The sequence below is a fragment of the Stenotrophomonas sp. TEPEL genome (assembly GCF_004348785.1).
GTDB lineage: Bacteria > Pseudomonadota > Gammaproteobacteria > Xanthomonadales > Xanthomonadaceae > Stenotrophomonas > Stenotrophomonas indicatrix.
In genome coordinates, this window is the sequence record NZ_QQXJ01000001.1 from 3,953,143 (window position 1) to 3,974,427 (window position 21,285).

Sequence of the window (21,285 nt, forward strand, 5' to 3'; positions counted from 1 at the left end):
ACGCCATGCGTGGATGCCTTTGCCGTTGATCTTGACCTTCCATTCCGCCTTCTAGCGAGCCGAGCATCGCAGGGGAATCAGGGGCGAAGAGGCGCCGATGTCTGAGCGCAGCGAGTTCGGCGCCGTCCCCTGATTCACCGAGAAGCGCAGGGCACCGGTGCGCAGCACCGGCTCGCGGCCGGCGGCGTGTTTCTTTGGTTACTTTCTTTGCACGAGCAAAGAAAGTGACACCCCCCCTACAACCACCCCTTCTGCCGCGCCAGCCGGTACGCCTCGATCCGGTTGGCCACGCCCAGCTTGCCGATGCATTCGGACAGGTAATTACGCACCGTGCCGTGCGACAGCCCCAGCTGCTCGGCGATCTCGCTGGCGGTGCGGCCCTCGCCTGCCAGGCGCAGTACGCGGCGCTCACGGTCGGTCAGCGGGTCGGCCTGCGACCACGCGTCCAGCGCCAGCTGCGGATCGATCGCACGGATACCCTGCTTCACCTTGCGCAGCGCTTCGGCCAGGTTCTCGGCCGGTGCATCTTTCAGCAGATAGCCCAGTACGCCCGCTTCCAATGCGCGACGCAGGAAACCGGCACGGGCGAAGGTGGTCACGATCACCACCTTGATCGGCAGTTCATGGCGGGCGATGCGCTGGGCGAGTTCCAGCCCGCTCAGCCCCGGCATCTCGATGTCGGTGACCAGGATGTCCGGCTGCAGCTGCTGCAGCATGCGCCAGGCGGCTTCGCCGTCGGCAGCACTGCCCAGTACCTCGATATCCGGTTCCAGGCCCAGCAACGCCGATAATGCGCCACGCACCATCGCCTGATCCTCGGCCAGCAGTATGCGGATCATGCCGCGCCTCCCTGTGCCAGCGATGCCGGCGACAGCGGCGTAGTCGCGGCCACCAGCGGCACGCGCACGGTCAGCAGCGTGCCTTCCCCGCGCGGCGACTGCAGCGTCAACTGGCCACCCAGCGCCGCTGCCCGCTCACGCATGCCACACAATCCGTTGCCCTCGGCCTGCACGCCACCACGGCCGTCATCGCGTATCTGCATCACCAACTGTCGGTCCTCAAGCATGAAATCCACCTGCACCCGGGTCGCCTGCGCGTGGCGCACGATGTTGGTCGCCGCCTCGCGCAGCACCAGTGCCAGCCCACGCTCCACCTCTACTGGCATCGGAGGCGGCGGCATGTACTGCAGGTGTACCTGTTGGCATTCCAGCAGCAGGCGTGCCGAGGCCAGCTCGCCGGCCAGGTCGCTGGCGCGGATGCCGGTGACGGCACTGCGTACCTGCGCCAGCGCCTCGCGGGCAATGTCCTCGGCCTCGCCGATTTCCTGCCGGGCACGCGCGTCATCGCGGTCGTACAGCTTGCGCGCCAGTTCCAGCTTCAGCGTGATCAATGACAGCGTATGCCCCAGCAGGTCATGCAGATCACGGCCGATGCGCTCGCGCTCGGCGGTGGTCGCCAGGCGCCGCACCTCGTCCTGGGACAGCTGCAGGGCGACGTCGCGCTGATGGCTCAAGGCCTCCACGTTGACCACCAGCCCGACAATGAACGACACCGCCGGCATCCACACCATGGCCTGCCACGGATAACCGAAGTAGAGCGCGGTGCTGCAGAACAGGAGATTCAGCCCGGTGAGCTGCAGCAGGTACACCCACCAGCCCCCTCGGCTGCTCATGCGGATCATCACGCAACCGAACACGAAGTAGCTCAATCCCGACGGGTACCACGGCAGCAGCACCAGGGCCATCGCGATCATGCCCAGCGCGTAGCGCCACGCGTGGTGCCGTGGCGCCAGCATCACCTTCGCATAGAGCAGCAGGAACAACGGATAGCTGATCAGCGTCAGCAGTCCCCAGCGCAACGTGAAGCCGTTGCCGAGCACCGGGGTGAGGAAGATCCATACCGACCACAGCAGGTGGATCGCGCCGCTCCAGGGCGACTTGCCTCGCCGCAGCAGTTCGGCCACCGCCGAATCCGGCGCGGGGCGCAACAGGGACGCAAGCCAGCTCGGTGGCACGGAAGATTCCAGGAGGGGACGATCGCTGCCGATCATGCCAGTTCAGCCGACCCGGCGCAGGCGGCGGCGCGCCTGCGCCACCAGTTCATCCACCTGCAGCATCGGCGGCAGGCTGGTGCTCTGCAGCATCACGCCGAGGCCAAGCCGATGACCGCGCTGCTGCGGATCACCGCCCAGCAGCTCGAGCTGGCCGGCGTCGGCACGGCGCAGGCCCAACAGCACGCTGATCGCGGTACTCTTGCCGGCACCGTTGCGGCCCAGCAGGGCCAGTACCTGGCCAGCGCGCACCTGCAGGTCGATGCCGTGCAGGGCGGTATGGTCGCGGTAACGCACCTGCACCTGCTGCAGGCGGGCCAGCGACGGGGCGATCGTATCCATGGGCGGTACCGGCAGCGGCGACGTTGCCATCCTGTGCCGCCGTGGTCACATTTCGCAGTTGCCGCCGTCAATGACATCGGATGACAGCTGTCACTGCCATCGCCGATGCACCTGCCTTCATGCTGTGCCGCACGCTCCACCGCCGGAACCGCCGCTGCTTGCCCTTCCGGTCACACCCGCCCGAACGCCTGTGATGGAACGAATGAACGCTTCTGCCGAGCTGTTGAAGGAACTCCGTATCGACCGCAAGTCGCCGCCGCCCGCCTCCAGTGGCGGCAGTGGTGGCCGCCGCTGGCTGTGGATCGCCGTGGCCGTGATCATCGTGCTGCTGGCCGGTGGTGCATTCGCACTGTTCGGCCGCGCGCCCACCGTGGAAGTGGACACCGCACCGGCGGTGGCCATCCAGCAGGGCAGCGCCAGCAGTTCGGTGCTCGACGCCAGCGGCTACGTGGTCGCCCGGCGCATGGCCACGGTGTCGGCCAAGATCACCGGCAAGGTGCGCGAGGTCATGATCGAAGAAGGCATGCGGGTGGAACAGGGGCAGATCATGGCCACCCTGGACCCGATCGATGCCGACGCGCAGCGCAACCTGTACGCCTCGCAGCTGCAGGCCGCGCGCAGCCAGGTGGTCGGCCTGGAAGCCCAGCAGAAGCAGGCCGCCGCTGAAGCCAGCCGCCTGCAGGCGCTGGTCGGCCAGCAGCTGGTCTCGCGTTCGCAGTACGACCAGGCCGTGGCCCAGCGTGACAGCCTGCGTGCGCAGCTGGAAACCGCACGACGCAACGTCAAGGTTGCCAACGACCAGCTGTCCATCGCCGACCTTGGCGTGGACAACAACATCGTGCGCGCGCCGTTCTCCGGCGTGGTCACCGCCAAGGCCGCGCAGCCCGGCGAAATCGTCTCGCCGCTGTCGGCCGGTGGTGGCTTCACCCGTACCGGCATCGGCACCATCGTCGACATGGAATCGCTGGAGATCGAAGTCGAGGTCGGCGAAGCCTTCATCGGCCGCGTGCAGCCGAAGATGCCGGTGGAAGCCACGCTCAACGCCTACCCGGACTGGAAGATCCCGGCCGAGGTGATCGCCATCGTTCCCACCGCTGACCGCGGCAAGGCCACGGTGAAGGTACGGGTCGCACTGAAGGTGAAAGACCCACGCATCGTGCCGGAGATGGGCGTGCGGGTCAGCTTCCTGGAACAGGCCAGGCCGCAGAGCGAAGCCAAGCCGCAGGGCGTGCGCGTTCCGGCCACTGCGGTGGTCGAGCGTGAGGGCGCGTCGGTGGCCTTCGCACTGGGCGATGACAACCGTGTGCAGCAGCGCACGGTCGAGGCGGGCCAGGCGATGGGCAAGGACCGCCAGATCCTCAAGGGCGTGAGCGCGGGGGAGTCGGTGGTGGTCAACCCGCCGGACACCCTGCGCGACGGCACCAGGGTCAAGCAGAAGCAAGCGCAGTAACGGCCCGGCGCCCACCTGGCGCCACCGGCAGTACCGCTGGAAAGCACCACTGATCGACGCGTGCCGGCCGTTGGCCGGGATGCATCCCGTTTCCCGCCTTTCGTGGAGAACCCCCCATGTCGACCCTGGTTTCACTGCGCAACATCACCAAGACCTACCAGCGTGGCCCCGAGAAGGTGCAGGTGCTGCACGGCATCGACCTGGATATCGCCAGCGGCGATTTCGTCGCGCTGATGGGCCCGTCCGGTTCGGGCAAGACCACCCTGCTCAACCTGATCGGCGGCCTGGACAACCCCACCGGCGGCGAGATCAGCATCGAAGGCGAGCGCATCGACCAGATGAGCGGCGGCCAGCTGTCGACGTGGCGCAGCCACCATGTCGGCTTCGTGTTCCAGTTCTACAACCTGATGCCGATGCTGACCGCGCAGAAGAACGTGGAACTGCCGTTGCTGCTGACCCACCTCAGCGCGGCGCAGCGCAAGCGCAATGCCGAGATCGCGCTGACCCTGGTCGGCCTGGCCGACCGCCGCAGCCATCGCCCCAACGAACTGTCCGGCGGCCAGCAGCAGCGCGTGGCGATCGCCCGCGCGATCGTCTCCGACCCGACCTTCCTGATCTGCGACGAACCTACCGGTGATCTTGACCGCCAGTCCGCCGAAGAGATCCTGGGCCTGCTGCAGCAGCTCAACCGCGAACACGGCAAGACCATCATCATGGTCACCCATGACCCGAAGGCTGCCGAGTACGCCACCCACACGGTGCACCTGGACAAGGGCGAGCTGGCCGACGCGCCGCTGGCCCACTGACGGAGGCCACAGCGATGAAATACTTCTCGTTGGTCTGGGCGCAGCTGTTCCGCAGCCGCACCCGCACCCTGTTGACCCTGCTGTCGGTGGTGGCCGCGTTCCTGCTGTTCGGCATGCTCGACTCGGTGCGCGTGGCGTTCTCGTCCGGTGGCAGCGTAGAAGGTGCCAACCGGTTGGTGGTGGCTTCGCGCCTGTCGATCACCCAGTCGCTGCCGATCCGCCTGGAAACGCAGATCCGCCAGGTCAGCGGCGTGCGCGATGTCACCTACGGCATGTGGTTCGGCGGCATCTACCAGGACCCGAAGAACTTCTTCCCCAACTTCTCGGTGGCGCCCAACTACTTCGATGTCTACCGCGAGCTGCAGATCGACCCGGCGCAGCTGCAGGACTGGCAGCAGACCCGTACCGGCGCGATCGTCGGCGAGACGCTGGCCAAGCAGTTCGGCTGGAAGATCGGCGACACCATCCCGCTGCAGGCCACCATCTTCCCGCGTGGCGGCAGCAACGACTGGCCGCTGGAACTGAAGGGCATCTACCGCTCGAAGGATCGCGCACTGGCGGCCAATGAAGAACGCCAGTTGATGATGAACTGGAAGTACTTCGATGAGTCCAACGACTACATCAAGAACCAGGTGAGCTGGTACACGGTGACGCTGGACAACCCGGAGCAGTCGTCGAGAGTGGCGCAGGCCATCGATGCGATCTCGGCCAACTCCGACCACGAAACCAAGACCCAGACCGAATCGGCGTTCCAGCAGGCGTTCGTGAAACAGTTCGCCGACATCGGCATGATCGTCACCTCGATCATGGGCGCGGTGTTCTTCACCCTGCTGCTGTTGACCGGCAACACCATGGCCCAAGCGGTGCGCGAGCGCGTTCCGGAACTGGCCACGCTGAAGACGCTGGGCTTCAAGGACAGCACGGTGCTGACCCTGGTGATGGTGGAGTCGGTACTGCTGATCGGCCTCGGTGGACTGATCGGCATGGGCCTGGCGGCGCTGATCCTGCCGGCCATCAGCCCCAAGAGCATGGGCATGCTGCCGCCGCACGTACCGACGTCGACCTGGCTGGTGGGCATCGTCCTGATCGTGGTGATCGGCATCGTGGTCGGGCTGCTGCCCGCACTGCGCGCCAAGCGCCTGAAGATCGTCGACGCGCTCGCCGGCCGCTGAAGAGGACACCGACATGAACAAGCTCAAGAAGTGGCTGGGGAACGCGGTGACCGTGCTGCTGCTGGTCGTTGGCCTGGTGGTTTGGATCAGCCTGCCGTGGATCGGCGTCGCTGCCATCGCGGTGCTGCTGGGGCTATGGCTGGCGCTCACCCGCAGTGGCCGGCTGGCCCTGGCCGCCACCCGCATCGGCATCGCCAGCCTGCCGCAACGCTGGGGTGCCTCCTCGGTGATCGTGGTCGGCATCGCCGGCGTGGTCGGCGTGCTGGTGGCGATGCTGGCGATGGGCGAAGGCTTCCAGGCCACGCTCAACAACACCGGCGATGACACCACCGCGATCGTGCTGCGCGGCGGTTCGCAGGCCGAGACCAACTCGGTCATCACCCGCGAACAGGTTCCGACGCTGTCCACCCTGCCCGGCATCACCCGCGATGCGCAGGGGCGGCCGCTGCTGTCGCCGGAACTCTCGCAGGTGGTCAACCTGGTGTCCAAGGCCGATGGCACCGACGTCAATGCGCAGTTCCGCGGTGTCGGCCCGCAGGCGTGGGCCGTGCATGACAAGGTCAAAATCGTCGAAGGCCGCCGCTTCGCCGCCGGCCTGCGCGAGATCGTGGTCGGCCAGGGCGCCAGGAGCCAGTTCCGCGACATGGATGTTGGCAAAACGCTCACCCTGGGCAACCAGACCTGGACGGTCGTGGGCGTGTTCGCTACCGGCGATGCGCATGACTCGGAACTGTGGACCGACGCCGACACGCTGGCCACCACCTACCAGCGCAGTGCCTGGCAGTCGATCAGCGTGCGTACCGACGGCAAGGCCGGCTTCGAGCAGTTCAAGGCCGCCGTGGCTGCCGATCCGCGCCTGAAGCTGGACGTGGAAACCACCCGCGTCTATTACAGCAAGCAGGGTGGTGGGTTGACCAAGCTGATCGACATCCTCGGCAAGGTGATCGGCACCATCATGGCGGTGGGCGCTGTGTTTGGTGCGCTCAACACCATGTATGCCGCCGTGGCCACGCGCGCACGCGAGATCGCCACCATGCGTGCGATCGGCTTCCGTGGCCTGCCGGTGGTGACTGCGGTGATGCTGGAAACCATGCTGCTGGCCCTGCTCGGCGGACTGCTTGGCTGCGCTGTGGCATGGCTGCTGTTCAACGGCTACAGCGTGTCCACCATCGGCAGCAACTTCAGCGCGGTGGTGTTCAAGTTCCATGTATCGCCGGAGCTGCTGTGGAGCGGGCTGAAGTGGGCGCTGGGCATCGGCCTGGTGGGTGGCTTGTTCCCGGCGCTGCGCGCAGCACGCTTGCCGATCACCACGGCGCTGCGCGAGACCTGAGCATCACGCATTGATTGAATGAACGTTGCGCAGGGGACGGAGCGAAGGCTTCGTCCCTTTTTTTTTGCACGTCATCCACGCATGGCGTGGATCTACTGGCCCATCCGCATGACGTGGACGCCGACGTTGTTGCAGTAGATCCACGCCATGCGTGGATGGATGCATGTACGCACGCAACAACGATTACAGATTGCGCAAACACCGCCGCTATCGATGCCTCTGCCCATCGCATGCGCAATGCGCGTGACGTTGCGCACAGTGCACCTGTGGATTGTTGGTTGCGATTCATTTTCGCGGCGTTACAGCGCGCGCGGACAAACAGTTACCGATGAAAACACTCTAGAATCCGGCCCCCACGTTGGTTTGCAGCACCCCACGCGTCCATAGAACGGACGCATGTTTTTTCTGAAACACGAGATTTCACGGATGTCCCTGAAGACCACCCCGCTGCGCAACGCGATCGTCATCGCGCTGGCCGCCAGCTGCACCACGCCCGCTTTCGCACAGGAAGCCGGCGATACCCCCACCAACCTCGACCGCATCGAGATCACCGGCTCGCGCATCCGCCAGGCCAGTGTCGAGACCGCGCAGCCGGTGGTGGCACTCAACCGCGCCGACATCGAGAAGAAGGGCTACGTCAATGTCGCCGACATCCTGCAGGACGTCACGGCAGCCGGCGCACCGAGCCTGAGCCGTTCGTCCTCGCTGAGCTCGTCGCGCGATTTCGGCGGCATGTATGTCAGCCTGCGCAACCTCGGCCCGGAACGCAGCCTGGTGCTGATCGACGGCCGCCGCATGGGCGTCAGCGCCGGCGGTTACTCCGACCTGGCCTCGATTCCGTCGGCGATCGTGGAACGCGTGGAAGTGCTGACCGATGGCGCCTCGGCGCTGTATGGCTCGGACGCCATCGCCGGCGTGGTCAACATCATCACCCGCAAGAACTTCGACGGTGGCGAAGCCAGCGTCTATGTCGGCCAGTACGGTGAAGGCGACGGCCAGAAGCGCTCCTATAGCGCCACCTTCGGCAAGACCTTCGACCGCGGCTGGTTCAGCGTCGGCGCCGAGCGCACCAAGGAAGACGAGATCCTCGGCGATGCGCGCGCGTTCAGCCGCTACCCGGGTGGCCCGCGCCATGCCGACGACGTCGACGCGCTGAGCCCGACCACCCAGTGGGGCACCGTCACCGTCGGTGGCAAGCCGCTGACCGTGGGCCCGGGCGGCGACCCGAGCAGCGCCGGCAACTTCCACACGCCGGATCCGGCTGACGGCGCCAACGCCAAGACCAACATGAGCCTGCTGAGCGGCCTGGAGCGCACCTCGGTGTTCGCCAACGGCGGCTTCTCGATCACCGACAACCTGCGCATCGTCGCCGACGCGCTGTACAGCAAGCGCGAGTCGACCAAGCACCTGGCCGGCTACCCGTACTCGGTCTCGGCTGCGCAGTCGCGCAACGGCACGCGCGCTGCGCTGTCCAAGGACAGCACCTTCAACAAGTGGGGCCAGGACGTGCTGTTCTCGCACCGCACCGAAGAGCTGCCGCGCGGTACCGAGAACACGCTGGAAACCAAGCGTGCCAGCCTTGGCCTGGAAGGCAGCTTCGAAACCGGTTCGCGCTACTGGGACTGGAACGTCAGCTACATGTACAACCGCAATGAAGGCGAGCGCGTTGGCACCGGCAGCATGTACCAGCCGAACGTCAACCTCGCCGTCGGCCCGTCCTTCATGGACGGCGACGTGGCCCGCTGCGGTACGCCGGGTGCGGTGATCGCCGGCTGCGTGCCGTGGAATCCGGCTGCGCCGATGGGCTACACCGGCCCGGGCTCGCTGGGCAACCAGGACGTGCAGGACTACCTGTTCACCCGCTTCGTCGACAAGATGCGCAGCACCACCAAGGTCGCCAGCGCCAACATCTCCGGCTCGCTGTTCACCCTGCCGGCCGGCGACATCATGGGCGCGATGGGCGTTGAGCACCGCAGCGAAGAAGCCAGCTACACCCCGGACCTGATGGTGCAGAAGGGCCAGATCGCCGGCACCACCGGCCAGCCGACCCGTGGCGACTACTCGCTCAACGAGGTCTACCTGGAAATGCAGGTGCCGCTGCTGGCCGACATGGCCTTCGCCCGCGAGCTGTCGCTGGACCTGGCCGGTCGCTACACCGACTACAACACCTTCGGTTCGACCACCAACAGCAAGTTCGGCCTGAAGTGGAAGCCGATCGACAGCCTGTTGGTGCGCGCCACCTACGGCACCGGCTTCCGTGCACCGACCGTGGACGACCTCTACGGCGGCGCGGTGTCCAGCCGCGATTCGTTCACCGATCCGTGCGACACGAAGTTCGGCATCGCCGCCAGCAGCCCGACCGTGGCAGCACGCTGCCAGGCGCTGAACGTGCCCGCCAACTTCCGTCAGCAGACCGGTTCGGACGGCAACCTTGCCAACCGCCCGGGCCAGCAGGCCACCTCCGATTTCAACTCCGGTTCCAACCCGGAACTGAAGCCGGAAACCGCCAAGACCTGGACCGTCGGCCTGGTCTACAGCCCGGAATTCGTGCAGGGCCTGGACGTCAGCCTGGACTGGTGGAAGATCCGCATCGACAACGCCATCGTGGGCGAGTCGGCTACCGACATCCTCAACCAGTGCTACGTGCAGGGCGTGGATTCGGCATGCGGTCGCTTCACCCGTTCCACCGCTGCGGCCACCCGCGGCCAGGTTTCGGCGCTGGATCGTTCGCTGGTCAACGCCGGCTACCGCGAAACCGCCGGCTATGACATCGGTGTGCGTTACCGCCTGCCGGAAACCGCATACGGCAAGTTCGCCATCAACTGGAACACCACCTACACCGACTACCTGGAGCAGCGCAACGACAGCGCCGCCACCACCCCGGTGGAGCAGCGCGTGGGCTGGGCCGGTGACTTCCGCGTACGTTCGACCTTCAACCTGGATTGGCAGTACGGCAACCTCGGCATCGGCTGGACCGCCCGTTACTACTCGGGCATGAAGGAAGCCTGCTCGTACGATCTGGGCGGTGGCCCGGACTGCAACATGGCCGACTTTGTTTCGCCGTATACCGATGCACAACCGAGCCGCAAGGTGGGTTCCAACACCTTCCACGACCTGCAGGTGCGTTACAGCCTGCCGTGGGATGGCACCGTGTCGTTGGGCCTGAACAACGTGTTCGACCACCAGGGTCCGATCATGTACAGCCAGCCCAACAGCAGCTTCACCTACTACGGTGGCTTCGACATCGGTCGTTTCATGTACATGAAGTACCAGCAGCGCTTCTAAGCCTGCAACCGCGTTCCCGCCCCGGCCAACTCTCTCCTGGCCGTGGATGGAAGCAGAACGGCGCCCCTCGGGGCGCCGTTCTTTTTTGCACCATCTTCGCCGGGCATGGCCCGGCGCTACCGTTTCGCAACCCGCATCGCGCGTACGTTGTCACCGACGTACAGGACCAGGCCGGCCCAGATCGCGGCAAAGCCGATCGCCTTGGCCGTGTCGAACGCTTCGTGGAAGAAGAACACGCCCAGCAGCAGCTGCAGGCTCGGTGCGATGTACTGCAGGATGCCGACCAGCGACAGCGGAATGCGCTTGACCCCGTAGGCGAAGCCGATCAGCGGCACCGCCGTGATCACCCCGCCGAAAATCAGCATCAGGTCGTTTGCCCAGCCCCAGCCACCGAAGAAGCCACCGCCATGGCCGTTTTCCGACCACAGCGCGAAGCCCAGCGCGGGCAGGAACAGGTACAGGCTTTCCACGCCCAGCCCGGCCACCGGATCGACCGACACCAGCTTGCGCAGCAGGCCGTACAGGCCGAACGAGCACGCCAGGCCCAGCGCGATCCACGGCGGCGTGCCCGCATCGATGGTCAGCCAGGCCACGCCCACCGCGGCGATGGCTACCGCCAGCCACTGCACGCGGCGCAGGCGCTCCTTCAGCACCAGCACGCCCAGCAGAACGTTCACCAGCGGGTTGATGAAGTAGCCCAGGCTGGTTTCGATCACATGCCCTGCGTTGATCGCCCAGATGTACAGGCCCCAGTTGAAGGCGATGGTCAGGCTCGATACCGCCAGGATCGGCAGCGCGCGCGGCTGCGCGGCGATCTTCTTCCACCAGCCCAGCCGTGATGCGATCAGCAGCCAGGCCACCACCAGCACCGCGCTCCAGATGATGCGATGGGCGATGATCTGGAACGAAGGCACTTCGTTGAGCAGATGCCAGTACACCGGCACCAGCCCCCACAGCACGAAGGTGGAGGCAGTGATCAACAGGCCCCGTCGCTGTTCTTTCTCGTCCATGCTCATCGCTTGCGTGTCCTTGCCATCGTCAGTACCACCACACCCAGCAGTATCACCGCCATGGCCAGGAAGTCGCGCCAACCAAAGCGTTCACCATTCAATGCAGCCCCCAACAGGACAGCAATCACCGGATTGACGTAGGCATAGCTGCCGGCCAGCGCCGGGCGCACGTTCTGCAGCAGCCAGACGTAAGCGGTGAACGCCACAATCGAACCGAACACGCACAGGTAGGCCATCGCTAGCAGGCCACCGCTATCGGGCAGGGTGGTGGGGCGCTCGCCGACGACCAGGCCGATCAGCACCAGCAGCACGCCACCGCAGATCATCTGCCCGGCCGCCGTCATGAACGGCCCCGGCAGGTCCTGCCCGCGTGCCCACACCGAGCCGAACGCCCAGCCGACCGGCGCGATCAGCAGCAGCACCAACCCGGTGGGCGATGCGGTGAGGCTGCTGCCGGCGTTGAGCCAGACCACGCCGACGAAGCCAACGGCGATGCCCAGCCATTCGCCCTTGCTGGCATGCTGCCCGCGCAGGGCCGAGAACAGCGCCATCCACAAGGGCACCGAGGCCACCGCGGTAGCGGCCAGGCCGGATGACACCTCGCGTTCGGCCAGCACCACCATGCCGTTGCCCAGCACCAGCATGGTCACGCCCATGATGACCAGGTTGCGCCACTGCCGCAGGGTGGGTCTGGGCATCTTCCAGAACAGGCGCAGCGCCAGGTACATCAGGCCGCCGGCGATGATGAACCGGCTGCCGGAGACCATCGTCAGTGGCAGCGCGCCGCCATGCAGAGCCTTGGCGATACCCAGGTAGGTCGAGCCCCAGACCACGTAGACCAGCAGCAGAGCCAGCACGACAAGGCCACCCCGGGGGGCAGCCGCAGACGGAACGGGGGGAGCCGACATGACACACCAGGGAGCTGGGGGAACACGGATTTTAGGACGTTCGGCTGACGGATATCACCCCAGTTTTCGACAAGCTGATTTTCGCCTACGGCAGGCTCGGATTTTTCCCGGCCCGCACTCAGTCTGCGGCTGATGACCTCCGGCCGAGGAGACACCTTTTCCGCGCGGCGGCTGACGCGAATCAACCGGGGACGCGGAATTGGGAGTTGCGTCAAGTAATCACGGCATTTGATGCACGACAACGAACCTGCCTGCACAGATCTGCGGGCCATCAGAACCTCACATGGAGTGAATCAAGTGCACACCTCATTACCCCCTTTGGCCATACCGGTAGGGATGACTGGAACATCCCTGCTCTGCTCTCCCATCGAGCCGGTCTTGATTGCCGTCGCAATCGTAATTGCCGTTCTGCCTACCTGAGGAAATGACAATGAAATCCTCCGATCTGCCAGTGCAGAAGAGATCCGTAGGCATGTACGGATCCTGTGTTCTTATCGAAACCACTGGCCCAGGTTGCGCCGCAGTTGGCATTGTCGTCGGAATATTCATCAACCGGGGTATCCATCCAACCCCGCAGTGAATCGGATGCCAAGGTGGACCGGATTCCCGGTCCACCAACTCTTGGGAGGCACCATGGAGAATCCTCAAAGGATGTCCGATCTGGCTGACGAACCTGCGGAGCTGCGCAGTTTGAAAGCCATCTACGGCAGCAAGAAAACGCTTTTCGATGTCTTGACAGAATCTGGCTGCGCAGCGCGGGTTCATCAGCTCAGCCTGGATATCAATGGCTGCGGCGACGTACATCTGAACGAGCGCCTGATGATATCGATCTGTCGTCAGTTTGACCCGATCATTCTGGCCGACCATTTCCTGCATGAATGCAAAAAACATCTCAAAAGCCCGCTCTACGTTACCCCAGAGCGCTTTTTTGCCAAGTCACCGCTGAATGGCCTGGTCATCTACAAAGATTCTGCAGTACAGGTTCACTACATGCAGAGCCTGCCGACCAAGCTCAATCTCTCAACGCGATCAACTGCCGACACCGGGATTTCAATCTCCGGCTCAGACTCATTGATCCTTTTCGCCCGTGGGCAGGATGTGGAGTGCCGGACATTCAACGTCGAGTCTGGCGATGCCGACTGCGAAGCCCGTCTTTCCACGCCACAGATCAAGCGAGCTTGCGCTGACGACCACGTCTTCCTTGAAGGCGGAAAACAGGGCATGCATCTTTGCAACGGAATGCGCCCGGTAGGGATGCTGATCTGCATCTCACGCCAACCACGCCTGAGCACGACACAGCACTTCGCTGTAGGCAGCGGCACACTCTTTGGTCATACGGCAGCCAATGTAGAGGATTCACGACTTCACCTCCTCGCCAGCGTTCTCGCCGAGATTCCGGGCCAACGGAATGTGCAGATGCTGTTGCACATCTCAACGCATCCGACACCTTTCATACGCTGGCATGCGATTCGATCACTCCACCGGTTGGATCCGGAGGCGGCACGTCGGAGGCTCCACGAAATGTCGAGGTTGGATTCCGACGACGAGATCCGGATGCTTGCCGCGCAATGTACGAACAATGGATGAGATCAACCATGCCCGTTCATATTCAATGTGAATCACCTGAAGTCATCGAACTTTCCGACTTGGTCGAACACCTGCGACAGTCTTCGCTCGACCCCCGGGATCATGACTCAATGATCTCCGTCGCCCCTGCACTCAAGCAGCTGGCGAACAATCGCGACTTCCTTTCGGAGATGATCTGTGGGGAGCTCAAAGACAATCAAGACATTCAGGCCGACAATGACTATACGCCGCAGGTGTTCATGCTCCATGCGCCTCAGGTGGCTGGACAGAGTTATTTCCTGCGGGCCTGCTTCTGGCCGGGGGAGAACGATGAAATCCTGCTCTCCAGCGGAAAGGGCGCCTTCTTCTATGGCGTCCCTCACGATCACAACTTCAATTTCCTGACCGTTGGCTATCAGGGTCCTGGATACAGCAGCGACTACTTTGAGTACGACTACGCCAAAGTGTCTGGCGTTCCTGGCGAGCAGGTCGACCTGAAGTTCATCGAGAGATCCGCTTTGTCAGAGGGAAAGATCCTGCTGTACAGAGCTTTCACGGACATCCATCGACAGATCGCACCAGAGCGATTCTCCGTAAGCATCAACATCATGGAGCACTCTCTGCGCAGCGTCACAATGGACCAATACGAGTTTCATCCCGAGAACTGGACGATCTCGAATGTGATCAACAGATCCAGCGCACTCCCGATGTTCATGATTGCCGCGGGGTCCGGGGATGGCGAGGCGCAACATGTGCTTCGCGACATCTTCCGCAGCCACACCGTGGAACGGGTCCGAATGGCTGCACTGGAAGCATTGGTTGCCACCAGTCCGACGCCCGACGCCGCACTTCAGTTGGTCAGGCTTGTCCATTCCAGACACAGCCGTTTCATGAGGGGAAGGGCACTCCAGCTCGCGGCCCGGATCGAGCAGGGGGCCGGTCATGTTGACAATTGATCGCATCTGCAAGCGCTTTGGTGAGAAGGCTGTTCTGCACGAACTCGACCTTGAGGTCTGCGCTGGCGAAATTGTGGGGCTCATTGGCGCGAACGGCGCAGGAAAGACAACGCTCTTCCGCATCATCTGCAATCTCATTCCCGCCGATTCTGGTCATGTAAGTCACTGGGATGGGATGCGCTCGTTTCCGCTTTCGCATGCCGAAATCGGCTACCTCCCCGAATCAAGGAGTCTCTTTGGAGAAGTTACGGTGGGACGGTCGCTTGAATTCTGGGCGCAGCTCAGAGGCATGAGTGGAGCGCGGGCCAAACAGGCGCGACATCAATGGCTTCAGGAAGTGGGTCTCCTCGACCGGGAGTCACACCGGGTTTCCAGCCTTTCCAAGGGAAATATGCAAAAACTGCAGCTGGCATCGTGCATGCTCCATCACCCTAAAGTGCTGATACTGGATGAACCATTTTCCGGCCTTGATCCCGTCAATCAGGTCGCAGCTGCAACTCTCATCACCCGGGCATCCCAGCAGGGGGCAGCCGTCCTTCTCTCAGCCCATCACCTCGAACTGCTGCAGCGTCTTGCAACGCGGGTACTGGTGCTGAAGGAGCGTCGCCTGGTTCCAGCAACAGCGTTTGATCTTTGCCCTGGAACCATAAAGGGGACCAGCGGTGACGACGCTTCGACCATTCCGGGTGGTCCCTATGGAAAAGGAATGAAAACATCATGCGGATGAGAAGATTCGCTGTCATATGCGGGTTTGAGTTCCGAAGGCATCTGGATATGAAAGGGGAACTCCTGGGAATGCTTCTGCTAATCGTGATCGCCTTGGTGAAGCTCGCCGGCGATGCCGTTGTCACCCGCGAAGCCGCTTCTGTCGTGTATCTGCACGCTGCTGATACGCCAGTGGCGGGTCTGACGCACGATCGCTTCCGGTTTCTGGACACAGGAGAGATCACTGCAAGCGACAGCTATCCCATTCTGAAATCCCGCGAAGGCGGCTACTCACTCGAGATCGCACGCTCCCCCAGCTGGGCGGGTGATCTTCAGCAGAGTCTCAACGTGCTGCAACGTCGCCAAATCCTGTCTTCCCTTGACGTATCCGCTGAGGAACTGCAGGAAGCCGATAACCCCGTCCTGTTGCAGGTCATGGATCAGAACGGCGTGATCATTGGGGGTCAAGCGCCGCTGGCTGCCATCTCCATCGCGATGGTCGTTCTGACAATGCTGTCCATCCTGGGCTGTCTTGGAATGTTGTTCCATGGCTTGTTGGCAGAGCGGTTTGCTTCGGCCACTGAGATGATCCTGAGCGCGACGCCACCAGGCTTCTGGCTTGACTGCAAAGTGAGCGCTGCAATCCTCCATGGCCTCAAGACGGTCACGGTGTATGGCGCCTATGCACTGGCTGGATGGGTACTTGTTTCCGGTAGCACGATGGGGCCCATCCACCTTCCAGACAATTCCTGGACAATCGCATCAAGTCTTTTGGCCTTCTGCCTGTTTGGCCTGCTGCTCTGGAACTGGTTCTTCGCCGCGTGCGCCACAATGATACGCTCCCCCCATTCAGCATTCCGGAACAGTCTGGCTGCCTTTCCGGTGACCATGATCATGATCGGCTTTGGCGGATTGCGCGCCCCGGATGGCACGTTCATCCAGCTGCTCTCCTGGTTTCCGTTTACCTCGATGGCCGCCATGCCGGTGCGCCTCCTGTATGTCGACGTCCCTGCGTGGGAAGTTGCAGCGTCGGTAATGCTTCTGGCCGCCACCGCCGCACTTTGTCGCATTTGGGCCCGAAACAGCTTCAGAACCGCCATTGTGTCCCCGGTCGAAACTTCGCGTCCCCACAAGTCCTGAAGATGCCGCCAGACGCGCGGCTCAGGGATCCGGTCTAGGACGTTTTGGTTATGGCCTGACCTCCCGCCCGCTGGCACCCTGTAGGGTCACATCCCCCGCCCGCCCGTTTCGGCACCCGGCGTTGACGTGGGATGCAGTACCAAGGAGGCTGGCCGGCAGCGCACCGCGCGCCTGGCAGCGCAATTTCCCGCATGGACGCACCGCATCGAGGATCCCCACCCGGATGAGCACCACGTCCCAATCCGCTGTCCCCAGCACCGACGGCGCCGCCCTGCGGCGTTCCATCTCCAACACCCTCAAAGGCTCCGCCGGCAACCTGGTGGAGTGGTACGACGTCTACGTGTACTCGGTGTTCGCCGTGTACTTCGAATCGCAGTTCTTCTCACCGGATGACAAGAACTCCACGATGTATGTGTGGGCGATCTTCGCGGCGACCTTCCTGATGCGCCCGATCGGCGCCTGGTTCTTCGGCCGCTTCGCCGACCGCCATGGCCGTCGGCTGGCGCTGACCGTGTCGGTCACGCTGATGGCGCTCTGCTCGTTCCTCATCGCCATCACCCCCACCGCCGCCAGCATCGGTATCTGGGCGGCGGTCATCCTGCTGCTGGCGCGCCTGCTGCAGGGCTTTGCCACCGGCGGTGAATATGGCGCCAGTGCCACCTACATGTCCGAGGCCGCCATCCCCGGTCGCCGCGGCTTCCTGTCCTCGTTCCACTACGTCACCCTGGTCGGCGGCCACGTGCTGGCCCAGCTGACCCTGCTGCTGATGCTGACCTTCTGGGGCAAGCCGGAAATCTCCGAATGGGGCTGGCGCATCGCGTTCGGCATCGGTGGCATTGCCGCCGTGGTCGTGTTCTGGCTGCGCCGTGGCATGGACGAGTCGCTGTCGGAGTCGTCGATCGAAGCGGCCCGCGAGGGCAAGGACAGGAAGTCCGGCTCGATGTACGAACTGTTCGTGCACCAGTGGCGTCCGCTGCTGCTGTGCTTCCTGATCACCGCCGGTGGCACCGTGGCCTTCTACACCTACTCGGTGAACGGCCCGAAGATGATCCAGAGCGCCTTCGCCGGCAACGACCCGATGACCGGCACCCTGATCAACCTGGGTGTGCTGGCCTTCCTGATGGTGTTGCAGCCGGTCGGCGGCTGGCTGTCGGACATCATCGGCCGCAAGACCCTGCTGGTGTTCTTTGGCGTGGGCGGCGTGCTCTACAGCTGGTACCTGATCACCGCGCTGCCGCACCAGCATGATGCGACGCTGGCGTTCCTGACCCTGGCACTGGGCTTTGTCATCCTCACCGGCTACACCTCGATCAACGCTGTGGTGAAGGCCGAACTGTTCCCCACCCACGTGCGTGCACTGGGCGTGGGCCTGGGTTATGCATTGGCCAATTCGCTGTTCGGTGGCACCGCGCCGCTGCTGTACCAGGGCGCGCTGAAGACCGGTCATGTGGACTGGTTCGCCATCTACGTCACCGCAACGATCGCGGTATCGTTGGTGGTCTATGTGTTCTTCCTCACCAACAAGGGCCCCAACTGGCTCGACGGCACGCGCAAGTAAGCATGCCGTCGTGATCGCGGCCACCGGTGCAATGCCGGTGGCCGCCGCGTGGCTGAAGATGCGGCAGTGCCGGCCGCTGGCCGGCATCTGCACATCCGTTTGGAAGGTTCAGGAGGTTGCCGGCCAGCGGCCGGCACTACCGTGCGTTTGAAGGTTGCCGGCCAGCGGCCGGCATTGCCGTGCGTTTACCGGCGGGCGGCTTCGCTCTTCTCGCGGGCGCCGTGGAATTCCGATTCCTTCTCCCACTGCGGCCAGCGACGGCTGTTGGCCAGTTCGGCGCCCAGGTCGTAGACCAGCAGGGTGTCGGCCGCGTGGCCCGCCGGATCCCAGCCCGGTGTCCACGCATCGCAGGCCTGGTGGTAGCAGTCGGCGAAGTACTTCTCGCGAAGCGCGCGGCCGGCCTCGACGCCGCCCTCGAGCTTGTCCAGGCCCGGGCCGATGGTGATCGCCGGCACGCCCAGGCGGGCGAAGGCGAAGTGGTCGGCACGGTAGAAGAAGCCGGCTTCCAGGTTCGGATCCGGGCTGTAGCTGCGGCCACGGGCCTTGGCCACGCGTTCCAGGTCGCCTTCCAGCGACACCCGCCCCTTGCCCCACGAGGCGATGTCACGGGTGGCACCATCGGGGCTGAACATCTCGATGTTCAGCACCGCAGCGGTCTTGTCCAGCGGCGCCAGCGGGTGCGCGGCGTAGTAGCTGGCGCCCAGCAGGCCCTTCTCTTCGGCGGTCAGCGCGACGAAGTACAGGGTGCGCTGCGGCTGCGGGCCGGCGGCGAACACCCGGCCCAGTTCCAGCACGGTGGCCACGCCGGTGGCGTTGTCGATCGCACCACGGCGGATGCGGTCGCCCTTGGCGTCGGCCTGGCCGATGCCGAAGGCATCCCAGTGCGCCGAGAAGATCACCGCCTCATCGGCGTGCTCGCCACCGGGCAGCTTGGCCACCACGTTGCGGGTCACCACCTGCTCGCGCTTGAGTGCGAAATCGACGCTCAGCTTCGCGTTGTCCAGCGCAACCGGGCGGAAGTCCGCACTCATCGCCTTGCGCTTCTCGGTATCGAAATCCAGGCCGGCGTCGGCGAAGATCTGTTCGGCCAGCTCACGCTGCATCCAGCCACGCAGCGGCGTGTGCTGGGCCATCGCCTCGGCCTGGCCGCGCTCGATGTCGAACAGCGGCGAGGTGCCCGAACTCTTCACCGTGGCCCAACCATAGGCGGCCGGTGCGGTCTCGTGCACGATCAGCACGCCTTCGGCACCCCGGCGCGCGGCTTCTTCGAACTTGTAGGTCCAGCGGCCGTAGTAGGTCACCGCCTTGCCATCGAACGCACCTGGCGCGTCGGCTTCAAAATCGGCGTCGTTGATCAATACCACGGCGATCTTGCCGTGCAGGTCCACGTCCTTGTAGTCGTTCCATTGGCGCTCGGGCGCGTCAATGCCGTAGCCGACGAACACCAGCGGTGCATCCTTGATCTGCACGCGCTTGCGCGGCTGCAGGCTCTGCAGGGTCACGTCCACGCCATTGGCCAGCGCACGCTTGCCGCCCTTCAGGGCAAGACTGGCCTTGGCCTGGCCGTCCAGCTGCGCGCGCACCAGCGGCACCGGCTGTACCCAGCTGCCGTCCACGCCACCCGGCTGCAGGCCGTAGCTGCGGAACTGCTCGATCAGGTACTGCACGGTGCGTTCTTCGCCTTCGGTGGCCGGTGCACGGCCTTCGAATTCGTCCGAGGCGAGCACACGCACATGACGCGACAGCGCCTGCGGATCGATGCCGCCGCCGGGCAGGTCATTGGCCGCATGGGCCAGGCCACCGACGAACAGGCAGGACGACAGCAGCAACACGCGCATCGGGTTCACGGCAACACCACGGCTAGCTTGAAAGTCACCAGAGTGTAACGTGGTCGTGACATCGCGGCGCGGCCCGGGACCGTGTCATCCACGCATGGCGTGGATCTACCAGGGGTGCAGCGGATCTCCGTCGCCAGAGCGTGCGCAGGTCAGCGCGATACACGGTCCAGCCAGCAGGCCAGGCCCTGCGCGTTGAGTTCGATATCCATCGCCAGTACTTCGCTTACTGCGGCCTGGTCCAGCGCGCAGCCATGCTGCTGTGCACGCTCCAGGTACAGCGCCTGCAACGCGGCCAGCAGGCAGCGATGACGATCGGGGCGACCGTCGCACTGGCGGCCGATTGCCACCATCGCATCAATCTGTTCGAACAGATCCTCGGCCAGCTTTTCGACCTGTTCGACACGACCGTAATGGGTCAGGTACATCGCCTGCGGTGCGTAACCGAGCATGCGCTGGATCGACGCCTTCATCGCTTCCGGGTCGAACTGCACCGGCGATGAGGTGGGGAAGATGAAAGCGCACTGCGCGCTGTCCAGCTCGCGGTAGGAGATACCGAAGGTATCGCCGGTGAACCAGCTGCGGCTGCGCGCATCCCACACGCAGTAGTGGTGCAGTGCGTGCCCCGGGGTATGCAGCAGCACCAGCTCGCGGCCGGCCAGGTCGATGCGCTGGCCGTCGTCAGCCACCACCACGCGCTGCTCGGGAATCGCTTCGATGCGGCCATAGCTGCGGGCGATTTCCTCAGCGCCATAGACGGCGGTGGCACCGGCGATCAACCGGGTCGGATCGATCATGTGCGGCGCGCCGCGCGGGTGCAGCACCGCGCGCGCATTGGGCAGCTGCTGCATCAGCAGGCCAGCGCCACCGGCATGATCCAGGTGCACATGGGTCAGCAGCAGCCAGTCCACCGCCTCCACGCCCAGCCCGTTGTCGGCCAAGGCCTGCAGCATCGCCGGCACCGACAGGCCGGTACCGCAGTCGACGAACGCGGCGCGACCGTTTTCGATGATCAGGTAGGCGGCATCGAAATCAGGCCGTTGGAAACCGGTATCGATGGTGTGGATGCTGGGATCGGCGGTCATCGACGCGCACCTGGCAGGATCGGGAACAGACACCATGGTAGGCGCGCCGGCATGGCGTGATCGATGCGGCTTTGGTCGGAGGGTGCC

General features: G+C 64.3%; 16 protein-coding genes and 1 pseudogene. 10 read left to right on the top strand and 7 right to left on the bottom strand.

Annotated elements, in window-relative coordinates:
• Positions 1-236 precede the first annotated feature (236 nt).
• The 3 genes and pseudogenes from TEP_RS18100 to TEP_RS18110 form a co-directional block, all read right to left on the bottom strand.
• Positions 237-839: a response regulator transcription factor gene (locus tag TEP_RS18100; RefSeq protein ID WP_025878350.1), complete on the bottom strand. Its 603-nt coding sequence runs from the start codon at positions 837-839 to the stop codon at positions 237-239.
• Positions 836-2,050, bottom strand: coding sequence for a sensor histidine kinase (locus tag TEP_RS18105; RefSeq protein ID WP_132826202.1), 1,215 nt, complete (start codon positions 2,048-2,050; stop codon positions 836-838). Before TEP_RS18105 ends, TEP_RS18100 begins: the two co-directional genes overlap by 4 nt.
• Before the next feature lie 33 nt (positions 2,051-2,083).
• Positions 2,084-2,392: pseudogene (locus TEP_RS18110) on the bottom strand (ATP-binding cassette domain-containing protein); the annotation flags it as partial.
• 202 nt (positions 2,393-2,594) lie between these two features.
• On the opposite strand from TEP_RS18110, the gene TEP_RS18115 reads away from it, so the two are divergent.
• From TEP_RS18115 to TEP_RS18135, 5 genes are all read left to right on the top strand, one after another.
• On the top strand, positions 2,595-3,842 hold the full coding sequence (locus tag TEP_RS18115) for an efflux RND transporter periplasmic adaptor subunit (RefSeq protein ID WP_132826203.1): 1,248 nt from the start codon (positions 2,595-2,597) through the stop codon (positions 3,840-3,842).
• A 116-nt stretch (positions 3,843-3,958) separates the two neighbouring features.
• Complete coding sequence (locus tag TEP_RS18120; RefSeq protein ID WP_025878346.1) at positions 3,959-4,648, top strand: ABC transporter ATP-binding protein; 690 nt, start codon at positions 3,959-3,961, stop codon at positions 4,646-4,648.
• Between the two features lie 14 nt (positions 4,649-4,662).
• The gene (locus tag TEP_RS18125; RefSeq protein ID WP_132826204.1) at positions 4,663-5,820 is read left to right on the top strand and encodes an FtsX-like permease family protein; all 1,158 of its coding nucleotides are present in this window, start codon (positions 4,663-4,665) and stop codon (positions 5,818-5,820) included.
• 13 nt (positions 5,821-5,833) lie between these two features.
• Positions 5,834-7,150 carry an ABC transporter permease gene (locus TEP_RS18130; protein WP_025878344.1) on the top strand — a complete coding sequence of 439 codons (1,317 nt, stop codon included), beginning with the start codon at positions 5,834-5,836 and terminating at the stop codon, positions 7,148-7,150.
• 426 nt (positions 7,151-7,576) lie between these two features.
• A complete protein-coding gene (locus TEP_RS18135; RefSeq protein ID WP_132826205.1) occupies positions 7,577-10,435 on the top strand; it encodes a TonB-dependent receptor in 2,859 nt (952 codons plus the stop codon).
• Positions 10,436-10,551: 116 nt separating this feature from the next.
• Here the strand turns inward: TEP_RS18135 and rarD are convergent, their stop codons facing one another.
• Both rarD and yedA read right to left on the bottom strand, forming a co-directional pair.
• On the bottom strand, positions 10,552-11,451 hold the full coding sequence (gene rarD, locus TEP_RS18140) for an EamA family transporter RarD (RefSeq protein ID WP_132826206.1): 900 nt from the start codon (positions 11,449-11,451) through the stop codon (positions 10,552-10,554).
• Positions 11,448-12,353 (bottom strand): drug/metabolite exporter YedA, encoded by a 906-nt coding sequence (yedA, locus tag TEP_RS18145; protein WP_025878341.1) that lies wholly within the window; start codon positions 12,351-12,353, stop codon positions 11,448-11,450. The genes rarD and yedA overlap by 4 nt, the downstream gene beginning before the upstream one ends.
• A gap of 651 nt (positions 12,354-13,004) precedes the next feature.
• Here yedA and TEP_RS18150 point away from each other — a divergent pair.
• From TEP_RS18150 to TEP_RS18170, 5 genes are all read left to right on the top strand, one after another.
• Positions 13,005-13,940, top strand: coding sequence for a HEAT repeat domain-containing protein (locus TEP_RS18150; protein WP_132826207.1), 936 nt, complete (start codon positions 13,005-13,007; stop codon positions 13,938-13,940).
• An 8-nt stretch (positions 13,941-13,948) separates the two neighbouring features.
• Positions 13,949-14,875: a transposase gene (locus TEP_RS18155; RefSeq protein WP_132826208.1), complete on the top strand. Its 927-nt coding sequence runs from the start codon at positions 13,949-13,951 to the stop codon at positions 14,873-14,875.
• Positions 14,862-15,602: an ATP-binding cassette domain-containing protein gene (locus TEP_RS18160; protein ID WP_132826209.1), complete on the top strand. Its 741-nt coding sequence runs from the start codon at positions 14,862-14,864 to the stop codon at positions 15,600-15,602. Before TEP_RS18155 ends, TEP_RS18160 begins: the two co-directional genes overlap by 14 nt.
• Before the next feature lie 47 nt (positions 15,603-15,649).
• Positions 15,650-16,720, top strand: a complete 1,071-nt coding sequence (locus TEP_RS18165; protein ID WP_240790725.1) for an ABC transporter permease — start codon at positions 15,650-15,652, stop codon at positions 16,718-16,720.
• Positions 16,721-16,943: 223 nt separating this feature from the next.
• Positions 16,944-18,278 carry an MFS transporter gene (locus TEP_RS18170; RefSeq protein WP_093820724.1) on the top strand — a complete coding sequence of 445 codons (1,335 nt, stop codon included), beginning with the start codon at positions 16,944-16,946 and terminating at the stop codon, positions 18,276-18,278.
• A gap of 185 nt (positions 18,279-18,463) precedes the next feature.
• Here the strand turns inward: TEP_RS18170 and TEP_RS18175 are convergent, their stop codons facing one another.
• Together TEP_RS18175 and TEP_RS18180 are read right to left on the bottom strand one after the other, a co-directional pair.
• A complete protein-coding gene (locus TEP_RS18175; RefSeq protein ID WP_132826570.1) occupies positions 18,464-20,116 on the bottom strand; it encodes a M28 family metallopeptidase in 1,653 nt (550 codons plus the stop codon).
• Positions 20,117-20,265: 149 nt separating this feature from the next.
• Complete coding sequence (locus TEP_RS18180; RefSeq protein ID WP_132826211.1) at positions 20,266-21,198, bottom strand: MBL fold metallo-hydrolase; 933 nt, start codon at positions 21,196-21,198, stop codon at positions 20,266-20,268.
• Positions 21,199-21,285: the final 87 nt, after the last annotated feature.

Excerpts from the sequence above, each read along its gene's own strand:
- TEP_RS18100 (WP_025878350.1), bottom strand. The coding sequence starts at position 839 with ATGATCCGCATACTGCTGGCCGAGGATCAGGCGATGGTGCGTGGCGCA.
- TEP_RS18105 (WP_132826202.1), bottom strand. The coding sequence starts at position 2,050 with ATGATCGGCAGCGATCGTCCCCTCCTGGAATCTTCCGTGCCACCGAGC.
- TEP_RS18115 (WP_132826203.1), top strand. The coding sequence starts at position 2,595 with ATGAACGCTTCTGCCGAGCTGTTGAAGGAACTCCGTATCGACCGCAAG.
- TEP_RS18120 (WP_025878346.1), top strand. The coding sequence starts at position 3,959 with ATGTCGACCCTGGTTTCACTGCGCAACATCACCAAGACCTACCAGCGT.
- TEP_RS18125 (WP_132826204.1), top strand. The coding sequence starts at position 4,663 with ATGAAATACTTCTCGTTGGTCTGGGCGCAGCTGTTCCGCAGCCGCACC.
- TEP_RS18130 (WP_025878344.1), top strand. The coding sequence starts at position 5,834 with ATGAACAAGCTCAAGAAGTGGCTGGGGAACGCGGTGACCGTGCTGCTG.
- TEP_RS18135 (WP_132826205.1), top strand. The coding sequence starts at position 7,577 with ATGTCCCTGAAGACCACCCCGCTGCGCAACGCGATCGTCATCGCGCTG.
- rarD (WP_132826206.1), bottom strand. The coding sequence starts at position 11,451 with ATGAGCATGGACGAGAAAGAACAGCGACGGGGCCTGTTGATCACTGCC.
- yedA (WP_025878341.1), bottom strand. The coding sequence starts at position 12,353 with ATGTCGGCTCCCCCCGTTCCGTCTGCGGCTGCCCCCCGGGGTGGCCTT.
- TEP_RS18150 (WP_132826207.1), top strand. The coding sequence starts at position 13,005 with ATGTCCGATCTGGCTGACGAACCTGCGGAGCTGCGCAGTTTGAAAGCC.
- TEP_RS18155 (WP_132826208.1), top strand. The coding sequence starts at position 13,949 with ATGCCCGTTCATATTCAATGTGAATCACCTGAAGTCATCGAACTTTCC.
- TEP_RS18160 (WP_132826209.1), top strand. The coding sequence starts at position 14,862 with ATGTTGACAATTGATCGCATCTGCAAGCGCTTTGGTGAGAAGGCTGTT.
- TEP_RS18165 (WP_240790725.1), top strand. The coding sequence starts at position 15,650 with ATGAAAGGGGAACTCCTGGGAATGCTTCTGCTAATCGTGATCGCCTTG.
- TEP_RS18170 (WP_093820724.1), top strand. The coding sequence starts at position 16,944 with ATGAGCACCACGTCCCAATCCGCTGTCCCCAGCACCGACGGCGCCGCC.
- TEP_RS18175 (WP_132826570.1), bottom strand. The coding sequence starts at position 20,116 with ATGCGCGTGTTGCTGCTGTCGTCCTGCCTGTTCGTCGGTGGCCTGGCC.
- TEP_RS18180 (WP_132826211.1), bottom strand. The coding sequence starts at position 21,198 with ATGACCGCCGATCCCAGCATCCACACCATCGATACCGGTTTCCAACGG.